Raw genomic sequence first — 16,296 nt, 5'->3', positions numbered from 1 at the left:
CAGCAGCGCCAGATAGGGCGCGCTGCTTTACCAACCGGTCTGGATAGAAGGAAAGCTGCCTTGGACCCCACCTTCCGCTCTGGCTTCGATGCCGCGCTGGAAACTGCGATCAACACCGCGCTGAAATACGACCCGGCCACCCGCACCCGGCTGCGGGCTCTCGACGGTCGCGCGCTGGCGCTGGACCTAACCGCACCGCAGCTGGAGCTGATCCTCTGCGTGGAGGGGGAGGAGGTGCGCCTGCGCCAGCACTGGGAGGGGCAGGTGGATACGCGCCTGACCGGCTCACCCATTGCCCTGCTGCGCCTGTTGAAGGATGACCGGGCCACCCCGGCCAAGCTGGGTGTATCTATCACTGGCTCCAGTGGATTGCTGCAGCAGCTACAGCAGATACTGCACGACCTGGATATCGATTGGGAGGCGCCGCTGGCCCGGCTGGTTGGCGATGTGCCCGCCCATACCCTGGGCGATGCCCTGCGCTCCGCCGACCGCTGGCTGCGGGAAAACCTCCGCGCGGCGCCCCGGGCCGCCGCCGAGGCTGTCAGCGAAGAGTGGCAGCTGACACCACCGCGGGCCCAGTTCGAGGCGTTTGCGGAGGACGTGGCAGACCTGGCACTGGCCACCGACCGGCTGGAGGCGCGCCTGCGCATTTTGAAGCAGAAACTGTCCCCGCGGGAGGCGCCGTAATATGCCGGCGGCACGCAGCCTCACTATTGCCCGTGTTTTCCTGCGCTACCGGCTGGACACCCTGTTGCCGGACGCGCAGCGGCCGCTGTGGATGCGGGTGCTCTGGGCGCCACTGCGTCTGTTCCCTGAGCCAAAGCTGAGCCGTGGTGCGCGCCTGCGCCGGGCGCTGGAGGCCCTGGGGCCCATCTTCGTCAAGTTTGGCCAGCTGCTTTCCACCCGGCCTGACCTGTTGCCTCCGGATGTGGTGGAGGAACTTAATCACCTGCAGGACAACGTGGCGCCCTACCCCACGGACCAGTGTATTGCCCGTATCGAATCGGCGCTGGAAGCCCCGATCGACAGCCTGTTTGCCCAGTTTGACCACACCCCGCTGGCTTCCGCCTCGGTGGCCCAGGTACACGGCGCCGTGCTGCCCGACGGTGAATCCGTGGTGGTCAAAGTCCTGCGCCCGGGGATTGATAAGATCATCGAACAGGACCTGCGCCTGCTGGCGGTAATTGCCCGCTGGATCCGCCGCTACGTCCCCGACGGCCGCCGCCTGCGACCGGTGGAGGTGGTGGAGGATTACCGCCACACCATTGAGGGCGAGCTGGACCTGGTGCGCGAGGCTGCCAATGCCACCGAGCTGAAGCGCAACTTCTCCGGTTCGCCCCTGCTATATGTGCCGGAAATCCACTGGGATTACACGCGCGAGACCGTGATGGTGATGGAGCGCATCGACGGCATTCCGGTCACGGACCTGCAGCAACTACGGGCACAGCACACCAACATGCAGCTGCTGGCGGAACGCGGTGTGGAGATCTTCTTCAAGCAGGTGTTCGAGCACAACTTCTTCCACGCCGATATGCACCCGGGCAATATTTTTGTGTCCCGCCAGCATCCCGAACGGCCCCAGTACATCGCCATTGATACGGCCATCGTCGGCAGTTTGTCGCGGGAGGACCAGTACTACCTGGCCCGCAACCTGCTGGCCATGTTCCGTCGCGATTACCGCATGGTGGCGGAATTGCACGTGCAGAGTGGCTGGGTGCGCGCGGATACCCCCATCAACACCTTTGAGGCGGCGATCCGCGCCGTCTGCGAGCCGATCTTTGAAAAGCCGCTGGGGGAGATTTCCTTCGCCCGTGTACTGATCAGCCTGTTCCAGACCGCGCGCCGTTTCGACATGGCGGTGCAGCCGCAGCTGGTGCTGCTGCAGAAGACCCTGCTGAATATCGAGGGGCTCGGTCGGCAGCTTTATCCCGAGCTGGATCTGTGGAAGACTGCCCATCCATTTTTGGAGCGTTGGATGCGCGACCGCATTCACCCACGGACCATCCTGGGTGAGATCAAACGCTACGGTCCCGAGTGGCTGGAGAAGTTCCCGCAGCTGCCACAGATGGTCTATTCGGCCCTGGATCAATCGCGGGAACTGGCGCCCCAGTTGCAGGCTATTGGCAATGCGCTGGAGTCGTCCAACCGGCGCGGGCGCAGCCGCTATTTGCGTCGTGTGGCCGCGGTAGTATTCGCCGCAGGTGCGGCGGTGGTGGCGGCGCCCCAGTGGCTGGCCGCAATGCCGCCGGCAGGCTGGGCCATGGCAGTGGCCGCGCTGGCGTTGGCGCTGTGGCCCTAGGCGCGGCGCTTTCGGCTTGCCCACTGCGCCCGCCCGCGGGAGCAACCTACAATCAAGAGATAAGTGACAGGCAAAGCAGTGACAGAGGTTTCGACAGTAGACGGCTTGATCGACGCCGTGAGCTGGAATGACGGCGGGCTGGTGCCCGCCATAGCGCAGGACTACAAGAGTGGCCGCGTGCTGATGATGGCGTGGATGAACCGTGAGTCACTGCAGCTGACCGCCAGCGAGGGCCGGGCGGTGTACTGGTCCCGCTCCCGCGGTAAGCTCTGGCGCAAGGGTGAGTCTTCCGGTCACGAGCAGGTGATCCGTGAGATCCGTCTCGATTGCGACGGCGACACGGTGCTGCTGATCGTCGAACAGCGCGGTGGCATTGCCTGTCACACCGGGCGCACCAGCTGCTTTTACCGGGTATTGGATGGCGACCGGTGGCAGGTGAACCAGCCCGTAATCAAGAACCCGGATGACATCTATGAGTGACCTGCTGCGCGAACTGGATGCCGTGCTCGAGGAGCGCAAAAACACCGCGGATGCGGAGGGCTCCTACGTAGCCAGCCTGCACCGCAAGGGCCTGAACAAGATATTGGAAAAGGTCGGCGAAGAGGCCACGGAAGTGATCCTCGCCGCAAAGGATGTGGAACACGGCGGCGATCGGCAGGCGATGATCGCCGAAACCGCCGACCTCTGGTTTCACTCCCTGGTGATGCTTTCTCACCTGGGAGCCGATTCACAGGACGTATTGCGCGAGCTGGGGCGCCGCTTCGGCCTCTCGGGCTTGGAAGAAAAAGCCGCGCGCACTGCCAAGCAGGAGCAAGGGCAAAAACAATAGCGAACGGCGCCCTGGGGCACCGGAACAACTGGATCTTGAAGGAGTAAGTTATGGGTTTTGGCGGCATCAGTATCTGGCAGCTGCTCATCATTCTGGTCATCGTGCTGCTGCTGTTCGGCACCAAGCGCCTGAAGAATCTCGGCGGTGACCTGGGCGGCGCCATCAAAGGCTTCAAAAAAGCCATGAAGGACGAGGGCAAGTCCGACGAGTCTGAAGAGGACGAGGACAAGCCCAAGGAGACCAAGCGCCTGGAGCACGATGAAGCCGAGAAGGCCAAGGGTGCATCCGACAAGCACAAAGACCAGCAGTCTCAAGACAAGTAAACCGAGAGCGCACGCGTGTTTGATATCGGTTTTTTCGAGCTGATGCTCGTCGCCATCGTCGGCCTGCTGGTGGTCGGTCCGGAGCGGTTGCCGGATGCGATACGCACGACGGCCCGCTGGTGGTCCGGGCTCAAACGCACGTTGCACAACGCGCGCGAGGAGCTGGAACGCGAAGTCGGTGCTGACGATATCCGCCGCGAGCTCCACAATGAACGCATCATGCGTGAGCTGGAGGAGAGCCGCCGGGAGCTGGAGGAGAGTCGGCGGGAACTGGAAGCCTCCGTGCGGGAGCCGCTGGCTGAGCCCGGCGCGCAACGGGAGTCAGAAGTAAAAGCCGGTGCCGACGAGGTCGAGTTACCGGAAACCTCCCGCGCCGAGGCGTCGGACTATCTTCCGGAGGACGAGGGGGGCCGAGAAACCTCAGAGCACCTTCCGGAGGAGGAAGACGAGGAGCTGGAGGATCCGGAATATCCTGAACACCTCCACGACCACGGGGACCCGGAATTCAACCCCCACCACCCGGACCATTTTAAAGACGAGCCCCGCTCAACCAAGGACGAAGACAAATCCGCATGAGCGAGCAGAAGCATCAGCCATTTATCGATCACCTGATCGAACTGCGCGACCGCCTCCTCAAGACATTACTGGTGGTGGTGGTGATTTTCCTGTGCATGGTGCCGTTTGCCACCGAGATCTACGACTTCGTCGCCGACCCACTCCAGGAGCGCCTCGTCGAGGGTGCGGGCATGATCGCCACCGAGGTGACCTCACCATTTTTCACCCCATTCAAAACCACTTTTATCCTGGCGTTTTTTCTCGGCATTCCCTATGTGCTGTACCAGGCCTGGGCCTTTATCGCGCCGGGACTTTACCAGAACGAAAAACGATTGGCGGTGCCGGTGCTGGTGTCCAGCGTGGTGCTGTTTTACGCGGGTATGGCGTTTGCCTACTACGTGGTTTTCCCGATCCTGTTTGATTTCTTTGTCAGCTCGGCCCACGCGGAAATCAAGGTCCTGCCGGATATCAGCCGCTACCTGGACTTGGTGCTGAAGCTGTTTTTTGCCTTTGGCTTCGCGTTTGAGATTCCCATCGCCACGGTGCTGCTGATCTGGAGTGGTGCCGTTGATCCGCAAACCCTGGCGCAGAAGCGCCCCTATGTGATCGTGGGCTGTTTCCTGCTGGGAATGCTGCTGACACCGCCGGATGTGATTTCCCAGTCACTGCTGGCAGTGCCAATGTGGTTGCTGTTCGAGCTGGGTATTGTGATCGGTCGCTGGATCAAGCGGAAGCCCGCTGAAGAAGGGGCGGACGGCTAGAAGCCGATCGGGTGCCGGCCACGGGTTGCCTGGCGGTCAACGTGGAGTTTGCGCCACGTCGGACGGGCATTCCCGAACGCGTGCCCCCACCATAATTGCAGGCCTGCAATAGTGCCGCACCGCCAGTGCGCCATTGATGAGCTTCGTTATCCACTCCCCGGCGGCACTTTACCGGCGCCACCGACGAGGCTCTCAACTGAGATTATTGAATCCCACGCACAGTGGAGGGCTCAGGCGCCCTCGTCCATCTTGCGCAGCACCATGCGGGTAATATAAGCCGCCATCAACAGGATAAAGCCGATAATGCCGAGGCTGAGCAGGCCGGAAAAGCTGGTGAAGAGATCGATTAGTGCAACCATGTTGGGCTCCTTTTCTTTCGGAGTTACTGCTATCTGGTGCCCAGTCTATGGCCAGCGGCGGTCTCAATACTGATCTGGATCAAGCCCCCGCGGGATAGGGGGTGGAGATGAATAAATGGCCGCCCGGCGTATCGGGTGGGGCGGCCGTCAGGCCTGGAAGTGGCAGGGCCCGTTTGGCGAACCGCGGCGCAAAGGTAGCGAGCTGATAGCCCGCCAGCCCACGGAGTCGGGGTTGGGCCCAATCAGGAGTGCACGATTGGTATGGCTTGCAGGAGGGCCAGTCTAGTCCTGTGACTCACCGGTTGCGCCTTGCTGGACGCTCTCGCAGTCCCCCAGGACCACGTCGAAATCCCTGTTGCCATTCTTCTGCAGCATCAGCATGCCCGTCTGACCCTTGGTGTGCCAGCGATAGTTTGGATGCCCCTTGTCGGCAACGAACAGAACGCCGGACGCCGCCGGCTCCTGGTGCATGGGGATCAGCTTGTTATCAAACGTGACCATGGCCATTGACGGCCCGCTCTCCGGCTTGCCGTACTTGACCTGCAGCCGTGTACCATCAGCGCACTCGTAGTTTACCGTGCGAATCACGGTATCGATCTCCCGGCCACCGCCCTCACAGGCAGTCAGGAGAGGGCCAATCAGGATCAGGGCGGTGGAAACACGGCGTAGCATGAACAGTCCAGGGTGTTGTCTTGCAAAAGTTACCCGCTTTGGAGCACGGGAAACCTAAAAAATTCCCGCTATGCTGATGAAAACCAGAGCGCCGAGGGCGAGAGCGTAGATCTCCCGGTGCTGGCGCCACCGGGGGACCAGCCCGATCAGGGCGAGCGGTGGCAGAAACAGCGCCACGAGTCCGAACAGCGTGCCCTCGCGAAAACCGGCAAGGATGAGGCGCAGCCAGCCGATGGCGGCGAACACCAGCGCAAACACCGTCAATACGGCGGCCACAGGTGGTATCCCATTGGCGGCGGCTGCCGTTTCCATGGCTGCCCTCCCCGAAACTGACCAGAAGAATGAATGGACTACCAAGTGTATAGCAGCAGGGAAGGGATTGACTGGCACTATTCTTGGCGCCTGCTGGCCCCTGTAATGGCCACCTTGCTGTTATTGGGCTGTGAAACTGCCGGCTATTACACCCAGGCAGCCACCGGGCAAATGCGTATCCTGGCGGCGCGGGAGCCCATCGAGGATATCGCCGCAGCCCCGGATACAGACGCGAAACTGCAGCAGCAACTGGCGCTGGTACAGTCCATCCGGGCCTACGCCTCCGGGGAATTGAAACTGCCGGTGGGTCGCGCCTACGGCGCTTACGTGAAGCTGGAAGACGATTACCCGGTCTGGAACGTGCTGGCAGCACCGGAGTTTTCCCTCAAGCCCAAGCGCTGGTGCTACCCCATCGCCGGCTGTGCCAGTTACCGGGGCTATTTCCGCAAGTCGTCGGCGCGGGATAAGGCGGAGCAACTGGCTGGTGAAGGTTACGATGTCTACCTGGGGCCGGTACCGGCCTACAGCACCCTGGGCTGGTTTGATGATCCGGTCATGTCCAGCTTTGTTCACTGGCCCCCGGAACGGCTCGCGGGCCTGTTGTTCCACGAGCTGGCTCATCGACGGGTCTATATATCGGGGGACACCCAATTCAACGAAAGCTTTGCCACCGCAGTGGCCCAGCTGGCACTGCCGGACTGGCGACGTCGACACGGGATCGACGGGCCGGCGGCCAATCGCATCGCCGAGGCCAGGGCGGTCAACGCCCTGATGATGACGGCCCGGCGCCAGCTGAAGGCGATTTACGATAGCGACCAGCCCAGGGACGTTCAGCGACAACAGAAAGCGGGTACGCTGGCACAGTTACGCCAGTGCTATCGTGAGCTCTCTGCCGGCTGGGCTTACCCGAACCGCTACCGGGCCTATATCGAGAAAACCAACAACGCCACCCTGGCCCTGGTTTCCGAGTACCAGTCGCGGGTGCCGGCCTTCCAGCAGCTCTACAGGCAGAGCGATGGCTGGGAGGATTTCTACCGGGCGACAGAGAAACTCGGCAAGCTGGACAAAGACGAGCGCAATCGACGCCTGGACACCCTGGCGGCGAACTATCAGGACTCCAGCAGGAAGGTCACCGGGCCATCATTCAACAGTGAGACCTGCATGTCTGCTGCGAATACCCCGCTGGCCACGGGAGACAACTGAGCTCGGGCACGCTCGACGAAATAGTCATACAAGGCCTCGGCCTGCGCCGGGCTGGCGCCTTTGCTGAAGCTGGGGCGCAGGCCACGGGCGGTATCCGCCACCAGGGTGAACTGGCTGACCACGAGCAGCCCTCCCCCGGCCTGCTGCACATTGCGGTTCATGCGGCCGTTCTCGTCGCCGAACACCCGGTAGTGCAACACTTTCTGCAGCAGTTTATCTGCCGTGCCGCGATCGTCCCGAGCCTCCACACCCAGTAGCAGTAACAGGCCGTGCTCGATGGCGCCGACCGTTTCTCCCGCCACATCCACTTTTGCATGGCTGACACGCTGAATCAGTCCCCTCACCGCAGGTTCTCCTCTTGCTGCCTTGCCACACTGTGGCACCGGTCCACGAAATCCCCTAGATTAACCAACTGTTTGGCGAGACAAAACCGGAACCGACTTCATGAAAAAACAGCTGATGGCGCTGGCTGCGGGCGCGCTGACCTGTGGGTTGGCGTTCGCCGCAGGCGACTACCCCGAGACAAAAACCGTCGAGCAGGTCGACAACTACTTCAACACCAAGGTGAGCGACCCCTACCGCTGGCTCGAAGACCTCGAGTCCGACGCAGTGGATAAGTGGGTGGCCGCCCAGAACGATTTCTCTCTGCCGGCGCTGAAGCAGCTGCCCGGTTGGCAGAAAATCAACGATCGCCTTACTGAGCTCTGGCAGTACGAACAGTACGGCGTGCCTTACAAGAAGGCCGGAAAGGTGTTCTACGAGTACAACGACGGTACCTGGGACCAGAGTGTCTTCTACCGCACCGATAACCTGGGTAAAGGCGAGGCGGACACGATCCTCGATCCGCGCAAACTGAGTGAGGACGGCACCATTGCCGCCAAGCGTTACGCGGTGAGCCCCAAAGGCCGTTACCTGGCTTACGGCACCTCGGATGGCGGCACCGACTGGACCGACTACCACGTGCGGGATCTGAAAAGCGGCAGTGATCTCGAGGATGTGCTGACCGGCATCAAATTCAGCGGCGTCAGCTGGGCCAAGGACGAGTCAGGCTTTTATTACAGCCGCTATCCATTCAATGCGGATGGCTCTGCCGACGACAGTAAGCAGGTGGCCGTATATTTCCACAAGCTGGGGCAGCCGCAGAGTGATGACAAGCTAGTCTATGAAATCACCGACCATCCCACCCGTAACCCAGACGGGCAGTTGAGCCACGACGGTAACTACCTGGTCTTTACCATTTTCGATGGTTACGACAGTAACGCCATCTACTACCGCGATCTGCGGAAAAAAGATGGCAAGGTCGTGAAGCTGCTCGATGACTGGGACGCGCTCTATAGTTATCTGGGCAATAGCGGCAAGACTTTCTTCTTCGAGACCAATGCAGACGCTCCCAACGGCCGCGTGATCGCCATTGATCTGGACAAACCCCAACGAGAAGACTGGAATGAGCTGGTTGCCGAGCAAAAAAATGCCTTGCAGTCAGCCAGTCTGGTCGGTGAGCGCCTGGTGCTCCACTACCTGGAGGATGCCAGGTCCAAGGTGGTGGTCACCGACCTGGATGGCAAACAACAGTATGAACTGAAGCTGCCGGGCATGGGCACCGCAGAGGGCTTCTACGGGGAGCCCGACGATCCCGAAACCTACTATGCCTTCAGCAATTTCCTCACTCCGCCCGCGATTTACAAACTGGACGTCAAAACGGGTAAAAGCGAGAAAGTAAAAACCCCGGACTACCCGGCGGACTTCTCCGAGCTCACCGTCAGCCAGCATTTCTTTGAGAGCAAGGACGGCACCCGTGTCCCCATGTTCCTTGTGCATCGCAAGGATATGAAGCGCGACGGCACTAACCCGACGCTGCTATACGGCTATGGCGGTTTCAATGCGGCACAGCTGCCGCAGTTCTATACCCGCTTCGCCGGCTGGCTGGATATGGGCGGCACCCTGGCCATGGTGAATCTGCGCGGTGGCAGTGAGTACGGTGCTGACTGGCACAAGGCCGGCACCAAGACCCTGAAGCAAAATGTCTTCGATGACTTTATCGCCGCGGCCGAATGGCTGATCGATGAAAAAGTAACTTCGAAAGACAAGCTGGCCATCATGGGCCGTTCCAACGGTGGTCTGCTGGTCGGGGCAACCATGGTCCAGCGCCCGGATCTGTTCGCCGTGGCGCTGCCTATTGTGGGGGTGCTGGATATGCTGCGTTACCACACGGCGTCCGCCAATGCGCGCCAGTGGTCCAGCGACTACGGCCTGAGTGAAAACAGGGAGGAGTTTGAAGCGCTCCATGCCTACTCACCCGTTCACAACACGGAAAAAGGCAAATGTTATCCCGCCACGCTGATCACCACCGCCGACCGCGATGATCGCGTGGTACCCTGGCACAGCTACAAATTTGCTGCCGCGCTGCAGCGGGATCAGGGCTGTGAGAATCCGATTTACCTGGCCGTGGAAACCCGAGCGGGCCATGGTGCCGGCAAGCCGGTGTGGATGCAGGTGGAAGACTTTACCAACCAGTATGTATTCCTGGCGGATCAGCTGGGTATGAAAGTCGATTGATACATCCACGGTGTTGCGGCCAGCAAATCTAGTGGAAAAGCGCAGGTGACCTCCCGGGAAAAAGCCTGATCGGCAAATATTTCCCGGGAGGTCACCCGCGCTTTTATGAATCAGTATCGCGAGATTCCAATGAATGGTAGCTTGGTTCGCAAACTCAGGATGTCTATTCAGGGGGCAAGGCTATAGGTGTGAGGGACGGCCAGAAACCTTTTTGTGAAATATTTGCCGATCAGGCTTTTTCTCAAGAAGGTTTCTGGCCTTCCCGCCCCGAGCTTAGCTAGTACAAGTAAGGTCAATAAGAGCTCAAAGCCAATGAAACATGCGTTTATCACCGGCGGTACCGGTTTCCTCGGTGCCAACCTGATCGAGCAGCTGCTCTCAGAGGGCTGGCGTGTGACCGCCATGCACCGGCAGGGCTCGGACACCCGGCTTGCGGAATCACTGGGTGCGGAGCTGGTGCCGGGAAGCCTGAATGACATGGATTCCCTGCACCGTGCGGTGCCGGAGGGCATCGATGCGGTATTCCATGTGGCTGCCAATACCAGCATGTGGCGGGGAGGACGCGAGCAGCAGTGGCGGGACAATGTCGAGGGTTCGGCCAATCTCGCTCGCGTTGCTCGGGAAAAGAAGGTCGGGCGGATGGTGGTGACCAGCTCTATCTCTGCCTACGGCTACCAGAAGCGCCCCATCGATGAGCAGAGCCCGCAGCTGGCCGATGATCCCCGCTACGGTTATCTCTATACCAAGAAGCGCGCAGAGTTGGCGGTCCGCAAGGAGATCGAGAGAGGGCTGGATGCGGTTTTCCTGAACCCCTGTGCGATTGTCGGCAAATACGATACCAGTAGCTGGGCCCAGACGTTTTTTCTGATCCAGGACGATCAGTTGCCCGGAGTGCCGCCGGGCAATGGTTCCTTCTGCCATGCGGCCGAGGTGGCGAAGGCACATATCGCTGCCTACGAGAAGGGCCGCAGCGGGGAGAACTATATCCTCGCCGGAATCGATGCCAGTTTCCTGGAGTTTTTCAGCGAGATCGCCCGATTACTGGGCAAGCCGGTTCCCGAGCGTACGACCCCGGCGGCGGTCATTCACTTGGTGGGACAGCTATCCGACCTGTTTTCACGTGTTACCGGCAAAGAGCCGAGAATCACACCGGAAAAGGCCGCCCTGATTACGCGGCGAGTGACGGCCAACTGCGACAAGGCACGACGAGAGCTCGGGTACCGCGGTGATGTTCCGCTGGAGCGTATGCTGCGCGAGAGTCGCGACTGGTTGATTGGGCAGGGCTTGCTCCAGGGCAATCAGAAGGAAGTGGCGAAGGAGATATCGGCGTGAATCGGGGCAATATCATTTTTCTGTTGGTGATGACCCTGCTGGTATTGCAGTTGATCCAGCATTACTTCTTCTCCGGCGCGCAGTAGTCGAACAAAAGCAGCGAGGAAAATAATGAGCGAACATCGCTGTGACTGGTGTCTGTCGACACCGCTGTATCAGCAGTACCACGATGAGGAGTGGGGGCGGCCGGTCACTGATGATGGCAAGCTGTTTGAATTCCTGATTCTGGAGGGCGCCCAGGCGGGGCTGTCCTGGATCACGGTGTTGAACAAACGGGAAAATTACCGGCGGCTGCTCGATAACTTCGATGCGGAAAAAATTGCCCGCTACACCCCAAAAAGAATCGAAAAATTGCTGCGGGACCCGGGCATTATCCGCAACCGCCTGAAGGTGGAATCTGCGGTCAAAAACGCCCGGGCCTACCTCGCGCTGCGCGAGCGCGGGCAACCGCTGTCAGATTTTCTCTGGCAGTTCACCGGAGGGCGGGTCATCGTCAACCAACCGCGCACCATGGCCGAGATCCCTGCCACCACTTCGCAATCCGATGCCATGAGCAAAGCCCTCAAGAAAGCGGGCTTCAGTTTCGTGGGTTCCACCATTATGTACGCCCATATGCAGGCCACCGGTATGGTCAACGACCATCTGGTAACCTGCCCGGCTCACCGCCTCTGTGTCGAGGAGGCGAGGACCAAAAACCTCCTCTGAGCCGCTGCGATTGCCCGGGAGTTGGCGTATGCTGCAGGGCTGACGCCTATTGCCAAAGGAGGACTCCATGGACCTGCAACAGCTTACCGACCAATACTGGCCGCTGATGATGGCCGGAGCCCTGAAGCTCGGCAGTGCATTGCTGATCCTGCTTGTCACCTATATCGCCGCGCGCCTGGCGCGCCGGGGCGTGCGCCGGCTGTCCGGCCGCCTGGATGCGACGTTGATTCCGGTGCTGAGCAACATGGTGGTCTGGGCGGTGTATGCGATCGGTGCCCTGGTGGTGCTCGACCGCTTCGGAGTCAACACCACCAGCCTGGTGGCTCTGCTGGGTGCCGCCGGTATCGCGGTAGGCCTGGCCCTCAAAGACACCCTGCAGAATATTGCTGCCGGTTTCATTCTGCTTGGCCTGCGTCCTTTCCGGGTCGGCGACACCATCCAGTTCGGCGATACGCTGGGTACGGTTCGCGAGGTGGGGCTCTTTACCACCCGCTTGGACACGGTGGACGGGCTCTGTATCTCCGCGCCGAATAGCAATGTCTGGGGTCAGAACCTGATCAATTACTCCCGCAATGCCACCCGCCGTATCGAGATCATCGCCGGCATCGCCTATAAGGACGACATCGAGAAAGGCATGGCGGTGCTGCGCCAGCTGGTGGCCGATGAATCGCGCATTCTCCCCGAGCCAGAGCCCGCCTTCGCGGTGCGCGCACTGGCGGACAGCTCCGTAAACCTGCACCTGCGCGCCTGGACCCGCACGGACGAGTACTGGGAAGTGTACTGGTCACTGATGAAGCAGCTGAAGCCGGCGCTGGAGCGTGAGGGGCTGAGCATCCCCTTCCCGCAGCGGGAGCTGCATATCATCAACCAGACGGCGGAAACACCGAAAGAGAAAGTCGTCCACGAGTAACCACTCAACGAGTAACCGTCCAGCGTCGACCCGCCGGCTGATCCCTGCGCCACTGAGGCCACTGGCGCCGGCGGGCACCGGCCCCGAACGCAGCTAGGGCTGATCCCACAGGAAGCTCGCTTCGGCGCAGAAAGTAGCGGCTTTGCGGGCGTCGGAATCGACTCCACTTACGTTTCGTGTCAAAGTAAGCGCCGTTTTTTCTGTGCATATTTTGAGCGAGGCACCAAGATGCGAACCAAGCTGCATAGCCCCCTGATTCCCAGCCTGTTGGCTCTGGCCATCCTGAGTGGGTGCCAGGGTGAAGATCCGAACCAGGCCGCAGATGCTGCGCAACAGGCGCAGAGCGCCCAGGTTTCCGAGGCCGCTGCGCCGGCGAAGGACCAGGCCACCGATCCCGCGGCGGAGACGGCGCGCCTGACCGAGTGGTTCAACGACCGCTATGAGGAGCAGCTGCAGTTCAGCCCGATCCAGCTCAGCTACCTGGGCCGCAAGGACCAGTACGACCAGATCGATGACATGAGCGAGGAGGCGGATGCCCGCGAACTGGCCTGGAAGGCCAAGACCGTCGAGGAGCTGAAGAACAACTTCGATTACGACAAGCTCACCAAGGCCGGCAAGGAATCCTATGACCTGTGGGTATTCCAGTACGAGCAGGCCAAGGCCGCTGAGCCCTTCAAGCGCCACTCCTATTTCGCCGGTGAGCTGGGTGGTCCCGAGGCGTCCCTGCCCAACTTCCTGATCAACATCCACAAGGTGGAGACTGAGGAAGACATGCAGGCCTACATCGCCCGTATCGAAGGCATCAGCCGCGCCATGGGACAGATGCTGGAACGTGCCCAGCTGTCAGCCAAAGATGGCATCCGCCCGCCGCGCTTCGCCTACGACCTGGCCATCGAGCGTGCGCAGAAAGTCACTACCGGCGCGCCGTTTGAGGGTGAAGGCGAGGCCCCGCTCTACTCCGATGCCAAGGGCAAGATCGAGTCGCTGAAGAAAGACGGCAAGATCGATGATGAAACTGCCGCGCAGATGCAGTCCCAGGTGGAGAAGAGCCTGAGGGAAAACTTCAAGCCGGTTTACGATGATTACATCGCCTGGCTGAAGGGGGATCGCGAAAACGCCAGCGAGGAACCGAAGGGTGCCTCGAGCCTGCCGAATGGCGAGGCCTACTACAACAACCGCCTGGCCAACTACACCACCACCGACCTCACCGCCGATCAGGTACACGAGATCGGCCTGCTGGAAGTGGCCCGTATCCGCCAGGAAATGGAGGCGATCAAGGAGCAGGTAGGCTTCGAAGGCAACCTGCAGGAATTTTTCACCTTTATCCGCACCGATGACCAGTTTTACTATCCCAACACCGACGAGGGTCGCGAGGGCTACCTGACGGAGACCCGGGACTTCCTGGCGGACATCGAGAAGAAGCTGCCGGAATACTTCGGTATCCTGCCGAAGGCAGAGCTGGTGGTGAAGCGCGTTGAGCCGTTCCGCGAAGTGCCGGGCGGTGCCCAGCACTACCAGTCCGGCACTCCCGATGGTTCCCGTCCGGGCACTTACTATGTACATATGTCCGACATGAGTGCCCTGTCCACCACCGACATGGAAACCGTGACTTACCACGAGGGCAGCCCCGGTCACCACATGCAGATCTCCATTGCGCAGGAGCTGGAGGGCATTCCGCAGTTCCGCACCCAGGCGCACTTCACGCCGTACATCGAGGGCTGGGCCCTGTACTCCGAGAAGCTCGCCAAGGAGATGGGTCAGTTTGAAGATCCCTACAAGGACTTCGGCCGCCTGACCGCCGAAATGTGGCGCGCCATCCGCCTGGTGGTGGACACCGGCATGCACGCCAAGGGCTGGAGCCAGGACCAGGCAGTGGAATACTTCCTGGAAAACTCCGCCATCCCGGAGAGCGCCGTGCGCTCCGAAGTGCGCCGTTACCTGACCCTGCCGGGCCAGGCCACTTCCTACAAGATCGGCATGCTGAAGATCGAGCAACTGCGTGAGCGGGCGAAACAGCAGCTCGGCGACAAGTTCGACATCCGCGGCTTCCACGACACCGTGCTAGGTGGTGGCGCCCTGCCGCTGCCGATGCTGGAGAAGCGGGTCAACCGCTGGATCGAAGAGGTCCAGCAGGGCTGATCGAAAACACGCATTCCTGCGTAACCAGAGCCGGGCACATGCCCGGCTTTTTTATACCCGGCCGGGTGGCCCGCTTTGTTTTTTGTCCGGCGGCCCTTTAGCATTCGGGGCAGCATGAATTCTGCAGTGAAGGAGACCCGATTCATGAACCGAGTGGCATTATTTCTGACCCGCTGCCTGGCGGTGCTGACGCTGACAGGTGGTATCGCGGCCACCGCCGCCGAGGTAGTAGAAGAGCGTATCGATACGGATCAGCACGATTTTCGCATCGTGCGCCTGGCTTCCGGCCTGCATCATCCCTGGGCGGTGGCGCAGTTGCCGGATGGGCGCTCTCTGGTGACCGAGCGCCGCGGTCGCCTCGCACTGGTGGATAACGGTAAGGTCACCTACCTGGATGGCGTGCCGGAAGTATCGGCGGTGGGCCAGGGAGGCCTGTTGGACGTGGTGCTACACCCGCAGTACGGCGATGGTGAGCATGACTGGATCTACCTCACCTACTCCAAAGCAGGTGATGAGGGCACCGCCACCGCCATGGGCCGCGCAAAGCTCAAGGGTGACGCGCTCACCGGTTTCGAGGAGCTGTTTGTACAGGACCGCTTTTCCCAGCCCGGCCGTCACTATGGCTCACGACTCGCCTGGCGCGAGGATGGCACCCTGATGATGACCATCGGTGACCGCGGTGTAGTGCGCGAGCGCGCGCAGGACATCGAGGATCATGCCGGTAGCGTGCTGCGCCTCACTGCCTCTGGCGAGGCCCCGGCGGACAATCCCTTTGCCGGTGACAAGGCCGGACTGGATGAGATATACAGCTTCGGCAACCGCAATATCCAGGGACTCGTGGTGACCGCGGATGACCAGGTGTGGGGCAGCGAGCACGCCGCCCGTGGCGGCGATGAGCTGAACCTGATTGAGGCGGGCAAGAACTACGGTTGGCCCAAGGCGACCCGCTCCAAGGAATACAGCCGCGACGAAGCCATCGGCGTTCCCTCCGTGCCGGGTGTACAGGACCCCCAGCACTATTACGAGGGGCGCTTCGCGCCTTCAGGCCTGGCCCAGGTAGAGAGCCAGTATTTCCCACAGTGGCAGGGTAACCTGTTGGCCGGCGGCCTCGGCAGTGAAAAGCTGCTACGCATCGTGATCGATGGCAGCAACGTGAAAAACACCGAGGTGTTGCTGGACGGTGCCATCGGCCGTATCCGTGATGTCCGCCAGGCGGGCGATGGCTATATTTACTTGTTGAACGACCAGAGCGACGCCGGGCTCTATCGTCTGGAGCCAGTGCAGTAACAGCCGCGCCCGCGCAGTAATCCAGACAACAGGCCGGCTTTGCCCGGCCTGTTT

18 protein-coding genes are annotated in these 16,296 nt (G+C 61.0%); 14 read left to right on the top strand and 4 right to left on the bottom strand.

Features of this window, described 5'->3' with window-relative positions; all coding sequences use genetic code 11:
* Window positions 1–60: 60 nt before the first annotated feature.
* The 7 genes from AWR36_RS08710 to tatC all read left to right on the top strand — a co-directional run bounded on the left by AWR36_RS08710 (window position 61) and on the right by tatC (window position 4,767).
* Window positions 61–687 carry a ubiquinone biosynthesis accessory factor UbiJ gene (locus tag AWR36_RS08710; protein ID WP_067083754.1) on the top strand — a complete coding sequence of 209 codons (627 nt, stop codon included), beginning with the start codon at window positions 61–63 and terminating at the stop codon, window positions 685–687.
* Between the two features lies 1 nt (window position 688).
* Window positions 689–2,299: a ubiquinone biosynthesis regulatory protein kinase UbiB gene (gene ubiB, locus AWR36_RS08705; RefSeq protein WP_067083753.1), complete on the top strand. Its 1,611-nt coding sequence runs from the start codon at window positions 689–691 to the stop codon at window positions 2,297–2,299.
* Window positions 2,300–2,362: 63 nt separating this feature from the next.
* Window positions 2,363–2,779: a phosphoribosyl-AMP cyclohydrolase gene (hisI, locus tag AWR36_RS08700; protein ID WP_231745285.1), complete on the top strand. Its 417-nt coding sequence runs from the start codon at window positions 2,363–2,365 to the stop codon at window positions 2,777–2,779.
* A complete protein-coding gene (locus AWR36_RS08695) occupies window positions 2,772–3,128 on the top strand; it encodes a phosphoribosyl-ATP diphosphatase (RefSeq protein ID WP_067083749.1) in 357 nt (118 codons plus the stop codon). Before hisI ends, AWR36_RS08695 begins: the two co-directional genes overlap by 8 nt.
* A gap of 50 nt (window positions 3,129–3,178) precedes the next feature.
* Complete coding sequence (gene tatA, locus AWR36_RS08690; RefSeq protein ID WP_067083747.1) at window positions 3,179–3,451, top strand: Sec-independent protein translocase subunit TatA; 273 nt, start codon at window positions 3,179–3,181, stop codon at window positions 3,449–3,451.
* A gap of 15 nt (window positions 3,452–3,466) precedes the next feature.
* Window positions 3,467–4,027, top strand: coding sequence for a Sec-independent protein translocase protein TatB (tatB, locus tag AWR36_RS08685; protein ID WP_067083745.1), 561 nt, complete (start codon window positions 3,467–3,469; stop codon window positions 4,025–4,027).
* Window positions 4,024–4,767 carry a twin-arginine translocase subunit TatC gene (gene tatC / locus AWR36_RS08680; protein WP_067083743.1) on the top strand — a complete coding sequence of 248 codons (744 nt, stop codon included), beginning with the start codon at window positions 4,024–4,026 and terminating at the stop codon, window positions 4,765–4,767. The genes tatB and tatC overlap by 4 nt, the downstream gene beginning before the upstream one ends.
* A gap of 230 nt (window positions 4,768–4,997) precedes the next feature.
* On the opposite strand, the gene AWR36_RS08675 is transcribed toward tatC, so the two are convergent.
* The 3 genes from AWR36_RS08675 to AWR36_RS08665 all read right to left on the bottom strand — a co-directional run bounded on the left by AWR36_RS08675 (window position 4,998) and on the right by AWR36_RS08665 (window position 6,110).
* Window positions 4,998–5,126 carry a DUF3149 domain-containing protein gene (locus tag AWR36_RS08675; RefSeq protein ID WP_082679495.1) on the bottom strand — a complete coding sequence of 43 codons (129 nt, stop codon included), beginning with the start codon at window positions 5,124–5,126 and terminating at the stop codon, window positions 4,998–5,000.
* Between the two features lie 282 nt (window positions 5,127–5,408).
* On the bottom strand, window positions 5,409–5,798 hold the full coding sequence (locus tag AWR36_RS08670) for an MliC family protein (RefSeq protein WP_067083741.1): 390 nt from the start codon (window positions 5,796–5,798) through the stop codon (window positions 5,409–5,411).
* A gap of 54 nt (window positions 5,799–5,852) precedes the next feature.
* The gene (locus AWR36_RS08665; RefSeq protein ID WP_067083739.1) at window positions 5,853–6,110 is read right to left on the bottom strand and encodes a hypothetical protein; all 258 of its coding nucleotides are present in this window, start codon (window positions 6,108–6,110) and stop codon (window positions 5,853–5,855) included.
* A gap of 33 nt (window positions 6,111–6,143) precedes the next feature.
* Here AWR36_RS08665 and AWR36_RS08660 point away from each other — a divergent pair, with 33 nt between their 5' ends.
* On the top strand, window positions 6,144–7,313 hold the full coding sequence (locus tag AWR36_RS08660; RefSeq protein ID WP_082679494.1) for an aminopeptidase: 1,170 nt from the start codon (window positions 6,144–6,146) through the stop codon (window positions 7,311–7,313).
* Here the strand turns inward: AWR36_RS08660 and dtd are convergent.
* A complete protein-coding gene (dtd, locus tag AWR36_RS08655) occupies window positions 7,220–7,657 on the bottom strand; it encodes a D-aminoacyl-tRNA deacylase (protein WP_067083738.1) in 438 nt (145 codons plus the stop codon). The two genes, AWR36_RS08660 and dtd, sit on opposite strands and share 94 nt — an antisense overlap.
* 100 nt (window positions 7,658–7,757) lie before the next feature.
* On the opposite strand from dtd, the gene AWR36_RS08650 reads away from it, so the two are divergent.
* The 6 genes from AWR36_RS08650 to AWR36_RS08625 all read left to right on the top strand — a co-directional run bounded on the left by AWR36_RS08650 (window position 7,758) and on the right by AWR36_RS08625 (window position 16,242).
* Complete coding sequence (locus AWR36_RS08650) at window positions 7,758–9,869, top strand: prolyl oligopeptidase family serine peptidase (RefSeq protein ID WP_067083736.1); 2,112 nt, start codon at window positions 7,758–7,760, stop codon at window positions 9,867–9,869.
* Between the two features lie 312 nt (window positions 9,870–10,181).
* Window positions 10,182–11,201: an SDR family oxidoreductase gene (locus AWR36_RS08645; RefSeq protein WP_067083733.1), complete on the top strand. Its 1,020-nt coding sequence runs from the start codon at window positions 10,182–10,184 to the stop codon at window positions 11,199–11,201.
* Window positions 11,202–11,312: 111 nt separating this feature from the next.
* Window positions 11,313–11,906 (top strand): DNA-3-methyladenine glycosylase I, encoded by a 594-nt coding sequence (locus AWR36_RS08640; RefSeq protein WP_067083731.1) that lies wholly within the window; start codon window positions 11,313–11,315, stop codon window positions 11,904–11,906.
* Window positions 11,907–11,973: 67 nt separating this feature from the next.
* Window positions 11,974–12,816 (top strand): mechanosensitive ion channel family protein, encoded by an 843-nt coding sequence (locus AWR36_RS08635; protein WP_082679493.1) that lies wholly within the window; start codon window positions 11,974–11,976, stop codon window positions 12,814–12,816.
* Between the two features lie 228 nt (window positions 12,817–13,044).
* Window positions 13,045–14,955, top strand: a complete 1,911-nt coding sequence (locus AWR36_RS08630; RefSeq protein WP_082679492.1) for a DUF885 domain-containing protein — start codon at window positions 13,045–13,047, stop codon at window positions 14,953–14,955.
* 144 nt (window positions 14,956–15,099) lie between these two features.
* A complete protein-coding gene (locus AWR36_RS08625) occupies window positions 15,100–16,242 on the top strand; it encodes a PQQ-dependent sugar dehydrogenase (protein WP_067083729.1) in 1,143 nt (380 codons plus the stop codon).
* Window positions 16,243–16,296 lie beyond the last annotated feature (54 nt).

This window comes from Microbulbifer flavimaris (assembly GCF_001641755.2).
GTDB classification, from domain to species: domain Bacteria; phylum Pseudomonadota; class Gammaproteobacteria; order Pseudomonadales; family Cellvibrionaceae; genus Microbulbifer; species Microbulbifer flavimaris.
This window is presented reverse-complemented; position numbering and strand designations above follow the sequence as displayed.

What these genes read in the sequence shown, in the direction of transcription:
- tatC (WP_067083743.1), top strand. Translation starts at nt 4,024, where the DNA reads ATGAGCGAGCAGAAGCATCAGCCATTTATCGATCACCTGATCGAACTG.
- AWR36_RS08635 (WP_082679493.1), top strand. Translation starts at nt 11,974, where the DNA reads ATGGACCTGCAACAGCTTACCGACCAATACTGGCCGCTGATGATGGCC.
- AWR36_RS08675 (WP_082679495.1), bottom strand. Translation starts at nt 5,126, where the DNA reads ATGGTTGCACTAATCGATCTCTTCACCAGCTTTTCCGGCCTGCTCAGC.
- AWR36_RS08670 (WP_067083741.1), bottom strand. Translation starts at nt 5,798, where the DNA reads ATGCTACGCCGTGTTTCCACCGCCCTGATCCTGATTGGCCCTCTCCTG.
- AWR36_RS08645 (WP_067083733.1), top strand. Translation starts at nt 10,182, where the DNA reads ATGAAACATGCGTTTATCACCGGCGGTACCGGTTTCCTCGGTGCCAAC.
- ubiB (WP_067083753.1), top strand. Translation starts at nt 689, where the DNA reads ATGCCGGCGGCACGCAGCCTCACTATTGCCCGTGTTTTCCTGCGCTAC.
- AWR36_RS08665 (WP_067083739.1), bottom strand. Translation starts at nt 6,110, where the DNA reads ATGGAAACGGCAGCCGCCGCCAATGGGATACCACCTGTGGCCGCCGTA.
- AWR36_RS08695 (WP_067083749.1), top strand. Translation starts at nt 2,772, where the DNA reads ATGAGTGACCTGCTGCGCGAACTGGATGCCGTGCTCGAGGAGCGCAAA.
- AWR36_RS08630 (WP_082679492.1), top strand. Translation starts at nt 13,045, where the DNA reads ATGCGAACCAAGCTGCATAGCCCCCTGATTCCCAGCCTGTTGGCTCTG.
- AWR36_RS08650 (WP_067083736.1), top strand. Translation starts at nt 7,758, where the DNA reads ATGAAAAAACAGCTGATGGCGCTGGCTGCGGGCGCGCTGACCTGTGGG.
- tatA (WP_067083747.1), top strand. Translation starts at nt 3,179, where the DNA reads ATGGGTTTTGGCGGCATCAGTATCTGGCAGCTGCTCATCATTCTGGTC.
- AWR36_RS08640 (WP_067083731.1), top strand. Translation starts at nt 11,313, where the DNA reads ATGAGCGAACATCGCTGTGACTGGTGTCTGTCGACACCGCTGTATCAG.
- AWR36_RS08625 (WP_067083729.1), top strand. Translation starts at nt 15,100, where the DNA reads ATGAACCGAGTGGCATTATTTCTGACCCGCTGCCTGGCGGTGCTGACG.
- AWR36_RS08660 (WP_082679494.1), top strand. Translation starts at nt 6,144, where the DNA reads ATGGACTACCAAGTGTATAGCAGCAGGGAAGGGATTGACTGGCACTAT.